The 13008-nt window shown below is 69.7% G+C and carries 18 protein-coding genes and 2 pseudogenes; 10 read left to right on the top strand and 10 right to left on the bottom strand.

Going from position 1 to position 13008, the window contains the following annotated elements:
* Window positions 1–47 precede the first annotated feature (47 nt).
* Window positions 48–398, top strand: coding sequence for a hypothetical protein (locus tag ASF58_RS09100; RefSeq protein ID WP_018042906.1), 351 nt, complete (start codon window positions 48–50; stop codon window positions 396–398).
* 3 nt (window positions 399–401) lie between these two features.
* On the opposite strand, the gene ASF58_RS09095 is transcribed toward ASF58_RS09100, so the two are convergent.
* The 3 genes from ASF58_RS09095 to ASF58_RS09085 are packed head-to-tail and all read right to left on the bottom strand — an operon-like array spanning window position 402 to window position 1978.
* Window positions 402–1094, bottom strand: coding sequence for a hypothetical protein (locus ASF58_RS09095; protein WP_018042905.1), 693 nt, complete (start codon window positions 1092–1094; stop codon window positions 402–404).
* A 52-nt stretch (window positions 1095–1146) separates the two neighbouring features.
* Window positions 1147–1665, bottom strand: a complete 519-nt coding sequence (locus tag ASF58_RS09090; protein WP_055950618.1) for a hypothetical protein — start codon at window positions 1663–1665, stop codon at window positions 1147–1149.
* A complete protein-coding gene (locus ASF58_RS09085) occupies window positions 1652–1978 on the bottom strand; it encodes a hypothetical protein (RefSeq protein WP_055950615.1) in 327 nt (108 codons plus the stop codon). Before ASF58_RS09085 ends, ASF58_RS09090 begins: the two co-directional genes overlap by 14 nt.
* Window positions 1979–2032: 54 nt before the next feature.
* On the opposite strand from ASF58_RS09085, the gene ASF58_RS09080 reads away from it, so the two are divergent.
* The 7 genes from ASF58_RS09080 to ASF58_RS09050 all read left to right on the top strand — a co-directional run bounded on the left by ASF58_RS09080 (window position 2033) and on the right by ASF58_RS09050 (window position 6216).
* Complete coding sequence (locus ASF58_RS09080) at window positions 2033–2818, top strand: hypothetical protein (protein ID WP_055950612.1); 786 nt, start codon at window positions 2033–2035, stop codon at window positions 2816–2818.
* Between the two features lie 108 nt (window positions 2819–2926).
* Window positions 2927–3433: a hypothetical protein gene (locus tag ASF58_RS09075; RefSeq protein WP_018042901.1), complete on the top strand. Its 507-nt coding sequence runs from the start codon at window positions 2927–2929 to the stop codon at window positions 3431–3433.
* 2 nt (window positions 3434–3435) lie between these two features.
* Complete coding sequence (locus ASF58_RS26675) at window positions 3436–4044, top strand: hypothetical protein (RefSeq protein ID WP_018042900.1); 609 nt, start codon at window positions 3436–3438, stop codon at window positions 4042–4044.
* Between the two features lie 54 nt (window positions 4045–4098).
* The gene (locus ASF58_RS09065) at window positions 4099–4377 is read left to right on the top strand and encodes a hypothetical protein (protein WP_055950610.1); all 279 of its coding nucleotides are present in this window, start codon (window positions 4099–4101) and stop codon (window positions 4375–4377) included.
* Window positions 4378–4387: 10 nt separating this feature from the next.
* Complete coding sequence (locus tag ASF58_RS09060) at window positions 4388–5041, top strand: hypothetical protein (protein ID WP_018042898.1); 654 nt, start codon at window positions 4388–4390, stop codon at window positions 5039–5041.
* Window positions 5042–5086: 45 nt separating this feature from the next.
* The gene (locus tag ASF58_RS26490; RefSeq protein ID WP_055950607.1) at window positions 5087–5806 is read left to right on the top strand and encodes a hypothetical protein; all 720 of its coding nucleotides are present in this window, start codon (window positions 5087–5089) and stop codon (window positions 5804–5806) included.
* A 53-nt stretch (window positions 5807–5859) separates the two neighbouring features.
* Window positions 5860–6216 (top strand): hypothetical protein, encoded by a 357-nt coding sequence (locus ASF58_RS09050; protein WP_018042896.1) that lies wholly within the window; start codon window positions 5860–5862, stop codon window positions 6214–6216.
* 14 nt (window positions 6217–6230) lie between these two features.
* Here the strand turns inward: ASF58_RS09050 and ASF58_RS09045 are convergent, their stop codons facing one another.
* Entirely contained in the window at window positions 6231–6629 is a 399-nt protein-coding gene (locus ASF58_RS09045; RefSeq protein WP_018042895.1) for a hypothetical protein, read from the bottom strand.
* Window positions 6630–6774: 145 nt separating this feature from the next.
* Between ASF58_RS09045 and ASF58_RS25715 the strand changes: the two genes are divergently transcribed.
* Together ASF58_RS25715 and ASF58_RS09040 are read left to right on the top strand one after the other, a co-directional pair.
* The gene (locus tag ASF58_RS25715) at window positions 6775–6945 is read left to right on the top strand and encodes a hypothetical protein (RefSeq protein ID WP_156375607.1); all 171 of its coding nucleotides are present in this window, start codon (window positions 6775–6777) and stop codon (window positions 6943–6945) included.
* A gap of 92 nt (window positions 6946–7037) precedes the next feature.
* Window positions 7038–7631, top strand: coding sequence for a hypothetical protein (locus tag ASF58_RS09040; RefSeq protein WP_018042893.1), 594 nt, complete (start codon window positions 7038–7040; stop codon window positions 7629–7631).
* A 205-nt stretch (window positions 7632–7836) separates the two neighbouring features.
* Here the strand turns inward: ASF58_RS09040 and ASF58_RS09035 are convergent, their stop codons facing one another.
* The 6 genes and pseudogenes from ASF58_RS09035 to ASF58_RS09015 form a co-directional block, all read right to left on the bottom strand.
* On the bottom strand, window positions 7837–9117 hold the full coding sequence (locus ASF58_RS09035; protein ID WP_156375606.1) for a DUF3829 domain-containing protein: 1281 nt from the start codon (window positions 9115–9117) through the stop codon (window positions 7837–7839).
* A gap of 397 nt (window positions 9118–9514) precedes the next feature.
* A pseudogene (locus ASF58_RS27610) lies at window positions 9515–9589 on the bottom strand (integrase); the annotation flags it as partial.
* Between the two features lie 74 nt (window positions 9590–9663).
* Window positions 9664–10296, bottom strand: coding sequence for a tyrosine-type recombinase/integrase (locus ASF58_RS09030; protein ID WP_055950604.1), 633 nt, complete (start codon window positions 10294–10296; stop codon window positions 9664–9666).
* Between the two features lie 340 nt (window positions 10297–10636).
* Complete coding sequence (locus tag ASF58_RS09025) at window positions 10637–11404, bottom strand: sulfite exporter TauE/SafE family protein (RefSeq protein WP_055950602.1); 768 nt, start codon at window positions 11402–11404, stop codon at window positions 10637–10639.
* A gap of 61 nt (window positions 11405–11465) precedes the next feature.
* Window positions 11466–12188, bottom strand: a pseudogene (locus tag ASF58_RS09020) (putative sulfate exporter family transporter); the annotation flags it as partial.
* 6 nt (window positions 12189–12194) lie between these two features.
* Complete coding sequence (locus ASF58_RS09015) at window positions 12195–12968, bottom strand: ferredoxin--NADP reductase (RefSeq protein WP_055950599.1); 774 nt, start codon at window positions 12966–12968, stop codon at window positions 12195–12197.
* Window positions 12969–13008 lie beyond the last annotated feature (40 nt).

Below are 13008 nucleotides of genomic sequence, written 5' to 3'. Positions count from 1 at the left end.
CTTCGGCGGGACGGATCGCTCCACACACCGCGCGAGGGGGGCGCCGCATGATCGTGTTCTGGACCGGGCGGGGCTACTGGGTCGTCTTCTTCGTGGCGCTGGCGATGTTCCTGCCCCTGATCGTCCTGCGGCAGGTCGACGGGCCGGAAGTGGACCGGGCGGTCTGCCTCACCATGAGTCTCGCGGCGCTCGCCGTTCTCGGCCTCGGCCTGCGCTGGAACCGCGGCACGACCTTCGGGCCGGCCGGGCGCGACCACGCCTTCTGGGGGGTGCCGATGCAGGTCTGGGCCGTGCCGATGCTCGTGTTCGCGGCCCTGCTCGGGACCGGTACCATCACCACGGCGGAGGCTCCGCGCGCCCGCTCTTCCTTCCAGGAATCCGGCGGCGTCGTCCGGTGAATCTCAGCCCCGCGTCACGAAGAACCAGTTCGGCGCGAGGCGGCGGTCGCTCTCGGCCCCGGAGCCGGCCGGAAACGCATCGTCCGGCCGGTACACGAACGACGTGCCCCAGGGCGTGCCCCCCGGGATCGGTTCGTCCAGGGCGATCTCGCCGCCGGGACCGCGGGTGAACCCCGCGAGCCCGAGGCGTTCGAGGGCGTGGCAGAGGGCGCGGTAGCGAGCGTAGGGAACCCCGAGGTCCCGCAGGACGTCGATCTCCCGCAGGCTGTCCGTGTCGCGCGCGCCTTGCGGACGGTACGGGGTGACGCGCCGGCCGTTGACGAGGCGGGTGCTCTCCCACCACGCCGTTCGCTCCGCCTCCGCCGGAGGATCGTCCCGCCCGCGTTCGAAGGACACCAGGGTGGGCATGGCCGCGATCTCGGCCACCACGGCGTCGAGCCGCGATCGGTTCAGGACGAAGTAGCCCGTCGTCGTTCCGAATGCCGCCCAGGTCATGCCGCCGCCGACGGCCGCCAGGGCGAGGAAGACCGCGACCCGGTGCGTCGCCGCGCGGGCGAACGCCGGCACCGCGGCGACGGCCGCGGCGATCCCCGGGACCGGCGCGTAGGCGACAAGGGCCCAGCCGAACACGACGACACCGCAGCCGCCGACGACGAGGGCCGCCCTTCGCGTCCCGTCGGACCGAGGGGCAATCATGGCGGGACGATCATCGCCGACAATCCCGGACCAGTATCCCCGACCGGCGCCGTCATCGAACGGCGGCCCGGCCGATGCGGGCGCGTCGCGCCGGGAGGTGCCGGCCCAGGAGCGCGAGGCCGAGCCAAGCCAAAACCCAAGCCAAAACCCAGGCCGAAAGCCACGCAGCGAGCCAGATCTCGTACAGGTGGGCGTCGAGGGCGGCTTCCCCGTCGAGGCCGAGCCAGCGCGCGAGCCCGTGCGGGACCGGAAGGTCGGTCCAGAGGAGGACGCGCAGGACCGGGATCGAGAGCAGGCCGACGGCGAGGACGAGGCCGGCCGCCCGGTAGAGGGGCCGCGCCGCGCCCTCCACGGTGCCGACGAGGCCGCCGACGAGGGCCGTGCCGAGCCAGAGTTCGACGGGCCGTAGGGTCGGATCGGTTCCGGGCTCCGCGGGCAGGAGGGGAAACAGCAGGAAGACCGGGGCGAGGCCGAGTGCCAGCAGCAGCCCGAGGAGCGGAACGTGCAGCAGGCGCAGGACGCGGCGGCGGACCGGATCGCCGGCGTCGGGCCCCCGCTCAACCGTCCGCATCGCGCGCGCCGTCGAGGGCCTTCAGGACGGCGGGGTCGCCCCGGTGGCGCCGTCGCAGGGTCCGCCCGGCCGCCTCGGCGGCGTCGCAGCGCAGGCGCTTCACGGCCGCCGCGATGGCCCGGCCGCGCGCCGCGTCCGTGGCCTCCTCCCCGCCCCAATGGTTGCAGTCCCGCAGCCGCGTCACGTACGCCGTCACGTCGCCCGGCAGAGCGGGCTCGGCCCGGACGGCGAGCGGTCCGAGGAGCGGCGCGGCGAGAAGCGTTGCGAGCGGCCCGGCAAAACCCTTGGCGACCTTGGCGAGAACGGTCCGCATGGCACTCCATCCTGCCTTTCCTCGGGGCTCCCGCGCCGTATACAGGGAACCCGCATGAGACGCAGCCTTCTCCCCGCCACCCGCTCCGCCACCCGCTCCGCCACCCGCTCCGCCGCCCGCTTAGCGCTCCTCGCAGCGTGCCTCCCCGCCCCGTCAGTGGCGGCGGGATGGGAGGCGGCGCGGTTCGAGCCGCCCGCGAAGACCGAGACCGCGACGTCTGGAGAGGGCAAGATGTCGGGGGAGGGCAAGCAGATCACCTGCACCACCTACCGCGATCTCATGGTGCGCGAGAGCGACACCGACACGCCGGACCCCGAGGACGCGAGCCTCGTGCCGCTCGTGAACGGCGCCGCCCCCGCCTGCGCCGCCGCGCCGGGGCCGGGTGCGCGCATCCTGGCGACCGCCGGCCAGCGCTTCCTCGGCCGCACGGGCGGGTTCCTCGTCTTCGAGCAAGCGAGCACCAACGGCACCGTCCCGTTCGCGGTGCTCGACGCGGGCACGGGCCGCACCCTGATCCGGGACACGACCGCCGAGGCCGGCATCGACACCTTCGCGGTCGCGGACGGGACCCTGCGGCTCGGGTTCCTCCGCGGCGTGCAGGGGGCCTGCTCGATCCCGAAGCACGGCGCCGGGTGCTGGGCGCGGATCGCCCGCGACGGGCCGCTTCCACCCGCCGTCGCGGCCCTGCCGGCACCCGTGAAGGCCTGCGCCGGGAGCTATCGGGCCGGAAAGGCCCCGAAGGACACGCCCAGCATCGTCTCGTTTCCCGTACGCCTCACGGGGACCGCCCCGCCCACCGTCGAGGCCGGCGGCCCGGTGCGCTGCGCCCCGACACCGTGAAGGCGATCTCCCCGTGAGGGCGGCTCTCACTTTGACAGCGTGCCCGCCCCGTCATCGAACCGTCACGCCAAGCCCGCATCCGAGGCCGTCCTACCGAGGAACCACCGCATGATCTCACGCCGCCACGCCCTCGCCGCCGCGCTCGCCCTGTCGGTCCTGTCCGCCCCCTCGGCCATGGCCGAGCCGACCATCGGCCTCGCCGAGCGCCGAGCGATCGCGGCCTACCGCCAGGACCGCTACCCCGCGCAGGAAAAGGCGATCCAGGAGGCGGCGGGCTTCGCCGTGCCGGTGGAGGTGGCGTGGGACGACCTCACGCTCCCGGGCGACGCCAAGTACTATTCCGACCCGGACTATTTCGAGAAGACGATCTTCGAGCCCCTGGCCGTTGGGCTGAAGGAGGTGGCCAAGGACAAGATGGGCCGCGACGCCCTGGCCGCGAAGCTCAAGACCATCCGCGTCCGCTTCGACGAGAACACCGCGCCCGCCTCGAACTACGCCAAGCGCCTCACGTTCGACGGCGGGGTCCTCGACGTGAACTGGCGGCCGTTCACCAACGTCGCCGACTCGAAGGACCGGGTCGAGGCCGTGGTGAAGCTGCTGGAGAAGGGCCTCTGACGGTGCGTGGCACCGCCCTGGGCCTCGCCGCCCTGCTCGCCGCCTGCGGCGCGGCGGCGGCCGAGCCGGCCGCCCGGTCCGGCACCTACGACAGCCTGACCCTGGCGGTCTCCGGCAATGCGGTGACGGGGGTCTTCGCCGAGCAACGGGGGGCGGCCGAAGCCGGGAGCCCGCAATTCGCCTGCGTGTTCCTCCTGCGCGGCACCCTCGCGGGCGACCGGGCCAAGGTCGAGACGTGGTTTCCCGACGAGCCGGAGCGCATCCCGGGGGACCTCGCCTTCACCCCGGACGGCGCCGCCCTGACCCTCGCGGAGGATCACGGCGGGTGTTCGATGACCACGGGCACCATGGTGGGGACCCCCTACGCGCTCTCGCGGCGTGCGGCGTCGACCCCGGACGGATGGATCGGCGTCGGCCTCGTGACGGCCGAGCGCACGGCCTTCCGGCCGGAACCCGGCCCGGCTCCGGCCCGGGCGCCCTACCTCGTCCGGCTCGATCCCGTCGCGGTGCTGGAGCGGCGGGACGCCTGGGTGCGCGTGCGCTACCGGGGCGAGAAGGCCCCGGTCATCGGCTGGCTGCCTGCGGCCGACCTCGCCGTGGTGACGCCCTGACCCCCTCGCCGCCCGAACGGGCCGAAGGCCCGCCCCCGACCCCAGGACGATCCCATGCGCCGAACGCTGTCCCACACCCTCCTCCCGCTGATCCTCGTGGCCGGCCCGGCCGTCGCCCAGGCCCCCGCCGTGCCGCCGCGCCCGGCCACGACCTGGGTGCCGGTTGAGGAGCCCATGAGCGCGCTCCTCAACGGCGGCCACCGCATCGTCTCCGCCTCCGGTCCGAGCTTCACCCTCGAGCGGGGCGGCAAGTACGTGGTCTGCGAGGTGCGGCCGGCGGGCGGGATGCGCGGGGCTGCCGAGACCACCTCGACCTGCCACCGCGTGAACTGAGGCCGGCAGGATGGAAGCCACGAACGCGTCCCTTCGCGCGCGGTTCGACGCCCTGTGGGCGCGGACCGTCGGCACGCCCGGCGCGGCGGCGTGGCGGGCCCTCGACGCGGGCTACGGCGCGGCGGACCGGCACTATCACGGCTGGCCCCACGTCGCGGCGCTGCTCGCGGGGCACGATTCCGTGCGGGCGCATCCCGATTTCGCGGGCGTCGACGGCGACGCCGTCGACCTCGCCATCGCCTTCCACGACGCCGTCTACGACACCGCCCGCGCCGACAACGAGGCCCGCAGCGCCGACCTTCTGCGTGCCGAGGCGGGGGCGGCCGCCGGGGATGCGCGCGTCCGGGCCGCGATCGCGATGATCCACGCGACGGCGGCGCACGGCCCGAGCGCGGACCCGGCGACACGGCTCCTCCTCGACCTCGATCTCGCCGTGCTCGGTGCGCCGCGCGCCGTCTACGCGGCCTACGCGGCGGCGATCCGCCGGGAATACGCCGCCGTTCCCGAGGCGGCGTGGCGGCTCGGGCGCGCCCAGATCCTCGACCGCTTCCTCGCCCGGCCGCGCCTCTACCAGACCGACCTCTTCCACGACCGCTTGGAGGCGGCCGCCCGCGCCAACCTCGCGGCGGAAGCGGCCGGGCTCCGCGCCGGGCCCACGGAATAGGCAGACTCGCGGAATAGGCGGACTCACGGAATAGGAACGTCCCGCATGCGTCCCTCGCGTCGCGTCGCGCGCCTCGTCGCGCTCCTCGGCCTGCCCCTCGTGCTCGCGGCCTTCGCGGCGGAGGGCCGGTTCGGCATCACGCGGTACCGCCTCGCCGGGACCGCGTACGCCGTGCCGCACACCTACGAGTTTTCCCGAAATTTCCGCCTGCCCTGGCTCGACGCGCTCCCGGGGCTCGGCCGGGAACCGGCGGATTCGCTCTGGCTGATGCTGCCCGCCGCCGAGGTCGCGGCGGGCCTCCCCGGCTACAGCCCCCTCAGCCACGGCCATACCGGTCCGTTCGCCACCGACCTCGTGGTCCACGTCGTCGGCGACCCGGACGGGCGCCGCTTCGCACCCCTCCACGCCCGGCAATGGGGCATTTTCGATGCGCGGCTCGCCGAGGGCGCGCCGTGGCGGCCCGACCCGTCCGGCGGCGAGCGCCTCGTCCATTCCGAGGGCGTCGACCACCGGCGCTTCTACCGCCTCCCGTCCCGGCACGCGGCGCGGCCGGCCGACCAGGCCCCGCCCGGCTGCCTCGCCTCGGACACTTCGGACAAGCGCGAAGTCTCCACCTGCACCTACCTCGTCCACCGCGACGGCCTCACCTACGATTTCTCCCTGCGCCCGGAGAATCTGGCCGTGGCCGACCGCGTGCCGGCCTACGTCCTGGCCCGCCTCGCGGCCTGGAAGCGTCCGGCGCCGGCCCGGGAGGAAGCCCCCTGATCCGCCGCGACCCGGCCTACTGGCAGCGCCTGCGCAAGGGCCGTCCCTCGAACGTGGCGGCCGGGCTCGCCGTCGTGGCGGGCCTCGCCGCCACCGTCTCGGTCACCGCCTGCCTCGTGCCGGGACCGCACGGCGCCGCCCGGGCCCAACCCCTCTATTGGCTGTCGATGCTGCCCCTGGTCTGGTGGGCGAACGGCCTGGTGCGGTTCGAGCCGCGTGCGGTGCGGTGCTGGCGGGCCGCCCTGGCCCTGGCCTGCCTCGGCGCCGGCGCGGGCCTCGCGGCGGCCCTGTGGCGGGCGGAGGATTGGACGCTGCCCGCCCTCGGCTTCGCCGTCACCCTCGCGAGCGCCGGAGCGAGCCTCGCGGTCCACCGCGACAGTCTGGTCGCCCGCGAGGGGCCGGCGCGCTGAGCGCCACGGACCCGTCAGCGCTGGCGGATCGGCCGCAGGGGGCCGTGGAAGAAGCCGGGCTCCATCCCGATGGCGGCGGCGCGCTCACCGATCACCGCGAGGCCGCTCAGCAGCCCGGCGACAGGGGAATCCAGCAGGCCCGGATGGTTCAGGGCCTTGCCGATCTGGCGGCCCTCCCACCAGAATTCCGCGAACAGCAGGGCGAGGAGGCCGAGCAGCCCCCAGGTCTCCAGGCCCTGCCCGAGGAGATAGACGCCGTAGGGCGGCGACAGGATCGTGCTGAGCTTGGCCAGACCGATCACCCCGGCAAAGCCCAGGACGAGGATCAGGAGCAGGCGGACCAGCAGGCGCCGATACAGGCGCAGGGCCAGGTTGAGTTCCTCCACGGAGGAGTGGTCGAGCGTCAGGGACATCCGGGTTCCTCCCATGCGGTTCTACCCGCCTGATACGGTCCGGGATGTGTGACCGACGGACGCCCGCCCCGCAACCGGCGCCGGGGCGGGTGACATCCCGGGGCCGGACGCCCATGCTCGCCCGTCGATGCGAGGAGCCCGAGCCGTGCTGGTGATCCTGGACCGCCTGTTCTCCCGATCCGGCGCGCAAGCACCCGCGACGGGCCGCCTCACGCCCGAGCGGGCGGCGGCAATCGCGGCGCGCGCCGCGGCGGGAACGGGCCTCGCCACCACCGGCACGGCCGTGCCGACCCGGACGGACACCGGCCTCGTCTGAGACGTCCGCGAGGTCGCCTATGGCAGCGGCTGGCGCGTGTGTGTCGACGACGCCACGGGCGCGCCCGGCCCGGTCGGGCGCTGGGGCCTCCGGTGAGCCGGGCGGTACGGGGACGAGCGCTCGCCGCGCTCGCCCTCCTGGGGCTCGCGGCCGGCCTCGCGCCGCAGGCCGTGCGGGCGCGCGACGGGGGCGCCTACCCGCTCGCCTGCCGCGACGTCCACGCGGATTTCGCCCGCACGGAGCACTGCGCCCGCCGCGCGGGGGACTTCGTCCGCATCGACCCCGTCCGCCTCGCGCGCATGCCGTTCCGGGGTGGGGTGACGGAGATCGTCGTCGATGGAGTCGGCTCGCTCTGGGCGCGCCGCGACGGGCTGGCGCTGCCGGTGTTCCCCCTCGACAACGGGCCGGATCCCTTCGCGCAGGGGTTGGTGCGCGCTCGTCACGCCGGCAAGGTCGCGTTTCACGATGGGCGCCTGCGCCGGGTGCTGGCCACGAATTTCGACTGGTCGTTCCCGTTCAACGCCCGCGGCGAGGCCCTGGTTTGCCAGGGCTGCCGCTCGGACGGGCGCGAGCCATCCGCCATGGTCGGGGGCCGATGGGGGTTGATCGACCGGCGCGGCCGGCTGACGAGGCCGTTGGCGGAAGGCCGAGGCGCCGCCCGGCGCTACTTCGACTGGCCCCGATGAGGAGCGGACGACGCGATCGCGATCCCGCGCAAAGGTTTAGCGACCGCTCTCCGTCCGTCCTCATTAAGAGACGCCGGTGCTACCCGTGGAACGTACGCTCCTTGACGTCAACCTGCTCGTCTCCCCGCAGACTTACGGAGGCGTAAGGACGAGCGTTTACCTCGAAGGAGACATCAGTCCTGTCTTCAGCGATCTTCGGCTGACCTCAGCCTGGACGCACCCGACTCTCATTCTTATGGCAAGATTCTAGATCGCGTACCGAGCGGTTGTAGGTCTCGTTGAAGCGTTGCGCCGGTTGGCTCGGATCACTCTTGGCGCGAATGTCCCGGGCGACGTCCCGGCCATGCCCAATCACGCTTGCAACCGTATCGGTGTAGCCGGTGCAGGATGAGTTCGCCTTCGGGCTCATGCCGTCGAGAACCGTGCCGAGGTGGCGGTTGGCGTTTGAGACCTCGCCGAGTGCGGCCAGGAAGGGAGCGACATCCGCCTTCGGTCCCAGTGCCTCGAACCGCCGGACTGCGCGGCGCAGGGTGAGGCTGGTGGAGAGGAGGCGCCGTGCCGGCGCATCCTCCGGCAGCGCCGCCAGGCGGAGCTCATCCCGGGCGATCTCGCGCTCGAACAGGGCCGTGCCATACGCGTCCATCGCCTTGGCGGCCGCGTCGACTCTGGGAACGAGGATCGCGTGCTGCTCGCGGGCGAACTTGAAGCCATCCTCTTTGAACTCGCGTGTGGTCTGATAGCGCGTGAGCGCCTTCAGGATGGGATTGACCTCACGCAGGGCTGCCAGCAGCCGGGAGGCTTGAGCATCCACCTCTGGCACGACGCCCGGCAAGGCAACGGCCTTCTCCAACTCGTCGATAACCCCATCGAAATCCACGATGCCGAAGTGGTACCAGGCGTTGGCGCCGAACTTCGTTCCGAGCTTGAGCACCCGCTCGTTGTCGCGCCGGTAGTCGGCCAACTGCTGCTCCAGGGGATGCGACCGGACGAGGTGGTTCTGGGCCTCGGTGTAAGCATTGGCCTTTGCCAGCGCCTGAGCCTCGGGCGTCGGCGCCGGGCGGGCGGTCGCCCGAGCCGAGCCCGGCGGTGGCGGCGGGCTCTGCAACAGGGCCTGTGAGGCCGCGGGTGCGGCGGGAAAACCGCATTTGAATGCGTCGACCAAGCTTTTGCGCACGGCCTCATGAGCCTGGGCGCACTGATAGGCCACGGTCGGACGCGCCGCCTCGTTGCGCAGGACCGAGTCGCGGAAGCTCTCGCGCATCGTATTGATGCCCTGGCGGATGCCGGGGCGAGCGGCTTCCGGTACGCCGGGGCTGGCCGCGCATTGGGCATAGGCTTCCAGGAAGGCGTCGCAGCTCTCGACGCCCACCGGTGTCACCGGCGTGACCGCCACCACGGGTGTGGCCGAGATCCCCCACAGGAGGGCCAGCGCACAGGCCGAACGGTGAGACATGCCGAGCTTTCTCGTGGAGGCTGTGCTGCGCATTCTGGTCCTCGAAGTTGAAGCGCTTGGTCATGGAACGACGACGCTAGGGATTACGGATGGCGACATGGACCTCGTTGCATCGATCAAGTCGGAATTGTAGCCGAGGAGATGGTCCGAACCCTCCTCGGCGATGCCTTTCCTCATAATTACGTGGGCCTGGCTGGTCTCCGCCGGGGTTCTTCATCCCGGGGTAGATCGGCAATGCTGGATGACCGCTTTGTCGATCTGCCGCCAATCAGCGGACAGACCGCAATCCACCTGGGGCGGAAAGGCTGGGTTGGTTCGAGAACGCCTATATCTGGGACGGCATCATGTCGGGGTAAACGACTGCTTCAGGTGCGCTGCATTCTTGGAGCCTGCATGGCCTCCTCAACATTGCCGTTGAGGAGGCCGGGCTTCAGATTTCGGTCGCTTCCGCCAGAGCGAGCGCGTCTTCAACGTCCACGCCAAGGTAGCGTACCGTGCTCTCGATNCCAGCTCCTCGGAGGGCTGCCAGCTCCCGTCCACCGTGCGCCGCGCCGCCATTGCCGTTGAGGAGGCCGGGCTTCAGATTTCGGTCGCTTCCGCCAGAGCGAGCGCGTCTTCAACGTCCACGCCAAGGTAGCGTACCGTGCTCTCGATCTTCGTATGCCCGAGCAGAATCTGCACAGCGCGTAAGTTGCCGGTTCGCTTGTAGATCAATGCTGCCTTTGTACGGCGTAGAGAATGTGTGCCGTAGTCCTCGCGCCGTAGTCCTATGCCCGTCACCCATTCATCTACCAGACGAGCGTACTGCCGGGTGCTTATGTGCGCCTCGTGGTCGATCCGGCTGGGAAAGGCGTAATCGTCAAGCCCGCCCCCTCGGCACCTCAGCCAAGTCAGAATGCTGGTACGTGCTGGTTCGAGCAGTTCGAATTGCACGGGCGACCCAGTCTTTCGCTGAACGACAATGACGCGCGCCCGTACATGCCCACCGCTGACAAGCTCGCCGATCTTCAGTTTGACGATGTCACAACCGCGCAACTTGCTGTCGATAGCGAGGTCGAACATGGCCCGGTCGCGTACACGCCGCTCTCCGTCGAGCCAGAAACGGATGGCCCAAACCTGTTGTGGTTTGAGCGCGCGTTTGGCGCCGAGCTTCCGTCCTGCGTTCCACGGTCGGCGGCTCTTGAAGGCTGGGTCGTGCTCTGAATGTCCCATCTCTCATCTCCCAACCGGCCCATGCCGGCAGAGAGAGAAGGGGTGCTGCGGACGTAGCCTGCGTATTACCGGTTAGACGTTCGGGATGTGTGCCACGCAGCTGCCAGACTTGAAATGCAGCCCTGCTGCGTCCGACCCAACCTCGTCGTAGCAGCGAGTTTTCTCCATCCTCAGAAGCGGACGTTCACGGGTTGAGAATTTTGGAACGACCAGCACCCAAGCAACGCAGATCAGCAGGAGCTTCTGACGTGCGTAATGCAACCAGAATATATATGTATGGGCGCAGTTAACAACTTGCTTAGACTGTGAAAATTCGGGCGCTACGCGTATGGACGCTTGCTCAGCAATTCGCGCATGCATATTCGTTCAAAGACGTTCCGAGGACAATGAGCGAGATAGTGGCCAGAATTGCTAGGCTGATGGGGCGGTAGGTTTGCGTAGGAAGGGCCCGAAACGTCACCGTACCGAGAATGCCGCCCACAAGGCCGGCAGGCAGTAGGCCGAGGCTCGTGGCGGCGCTCTCCCAGCCATAGAGGCCCTTGAGCCAAACCGCGGTCGCCGCGATAACGGCGCTCGCACCGACGAAGGCCATCATCGTCGCCCGAGCCCGGCTTTCCACCAGCCCGCTTCCCAGCAGAGCGAGGATAGCCGGCGGTCCGCTCAAAGAGGTCGCGCCGTTGAGCAGTCCCGACAGGAGGCCGGTAAGCCAAAGGCCGCGCGGCTGAAGGCTCCAGTTCGGGCGGGACCGACACATCAGCGCCACAGCCGCTAGAACGGTGACTCCGACGAGTATCCGCAGGACCTCAGGCGGCAAGCTCGTCAGGATGATGAGGCCAATCTGCGTACCAACCAGGGTGCCGAGGATTAGCCAACGGAATGGATGCCACGCGACGTGCCGCCATTGCGCCGGGATCGTAGCCAGTCCGAATGCGATCTCAATCGGAAGGATCGCGGGCACGATCTGCACCGTGGGGAGCGTCAGGGCGAGGATTGGGACCGCTGCCAAGGAGAAGCCGAACCCCGAGAAGCCTCGGACGAAACCGCCCAACAATCCGGCGGCAGTGACGACGTAGCTCGCCGTGGTGATCAGGGCGAGAACAGTGGACATGACAGCTTCCTGAGGAGTTCGAGTAGCGGGCGCCACGGCGTTGTTCGACATCGAGTCTTCGTCAGCCGACCCCTAGGATTCGGATCAGGATCAGGCTGATCGCCAGCAGCACCGCCAAGGATCCGGTGACGGCGAATGTCACCCGGCTGCCAACACTGGCGAGGACGCGCACATCGACGCCCAATCCCAGCGCCGCCATCGAGACGATTGTGAGGAAGCTGGCGAACCAGCCGACCGGGCCCGTCGCCGCCTCGGGGATGAGTCCGAACGAGCGCGAAGCCGCCAGTAACAGGAACGCAAAAATGAACCAAGGCACGAGCCTGGACTAGCCGATCCGGCGACGGCTTGGTTCGACGGTCCTGTCCTCGCGCCCGAGACGGGGGGCAAGAAGCGAGAAGGCAATGACCACGTGACCGAGCATCAGCACGCGCACGAGCTTCACCAGCGTGCCAACCTGCGTGCTGAGAGCGCCGACCGGCACGGTCGCAGCAAGCACTTGTGGCACTGCGTATACGGTCAGGCCTGCGAGCACCCCGTACTGGTGCTCGGGGAGGCAAGCGAGCGGAATGAAAAGCGGTAGGCCCAGCACCATCAGCACGCCAAGCACGGCGGTGAAGGCGATCGCAGCGGCGACGTCCTTGCTGTCGGCGCCGATCACCGGCGCCAGGGCGGCGATCGCCGAGTTGCCGCAGATAGCATTGCCAGTAGCTACCAGAACCGCCATGCGCACCGGCAATCTGAGCCCGCGGCAGATGGCGTAGCCGGCCGCAATCGCCAGCACCACGTGCCTTCACTTTTCAACGAAGGCCTTCTCGATGACGTAGTGGCCAGCCTCACCGTGGTTGCCCTCCTCGTAGCCAGAGCCGGTGAGGAGTTCGCGAGTGTCACGGATCATGTCAGGAGAGCCGCAGAGCATGAAGCGGTCGTGCTCGACTGACATCTGCGGCAGGCCGATATCGGCAAACAGCTTGCCCGAGGTCATGAGGTCTGTAATGCGCCCGCTGTTGCGGAACGGCTCACGAGTAACAGTAGGATAATAGATGAGGCCGTTCCGGATTACCTCGCCGAGGAACTCATGATTTGGCAGGTCCTCGGTGATGGTATCGCCGTAAGCTAGCTCCTGCACCTGCCGGCAGCCGTGGACGAGGACCACCTTCTCGTACCGCTCGTAAGTCTCAGGGTCCTTGATGATCGATAGAAATGGTGCGAGGCCGGTGCCGGTGCCGAGAAGGTAGAGGTGCCGGCCCTGCATCAGGTTGTCGAGAACGAGCGTACCTGTGGGCTTCTTGCCCACCATGATTGGATCGCCGACTTTGAGGTGCTGCAGCTTCGATGTGAGCGGGCCGTTCTCGACTTTGATCGAGAAGAATTCGAGCTCCTCCTCGTAATTGGCTGAAACCACGGAGTAGGCGCGGAGGAGCGGACGTCCCTCCACCTCGATCCCAATCATCGTGAACTCGCCGTTGCGGAAGCGGAACGCAGAATCCCGGGTTGTGCGGAAAGAAAACAGTGTGTCTGTCCAGTGATGGACGGAGAGCACACGCTCCTGATTGTACTTGCTCATGTATGTCAGTCCGAAGTCGTTGACGGAGGATTAGTGGGCG

The organism is Methylobacterium sp. Leaf125, from assembly GCF_001423085.1.
In the GTDB taxonomy this organism is placed as follows: domain Bacteria; phylum Pseudomonadota; class Alphaproteobacteria; order Rhizobiales; family Beijerinckiaceae; genus Methylobacterium.
Note: the sequence above shows the minus strand (reverse complement) of the source record. Positions and strands in the feature narration are given on the sequence as shown.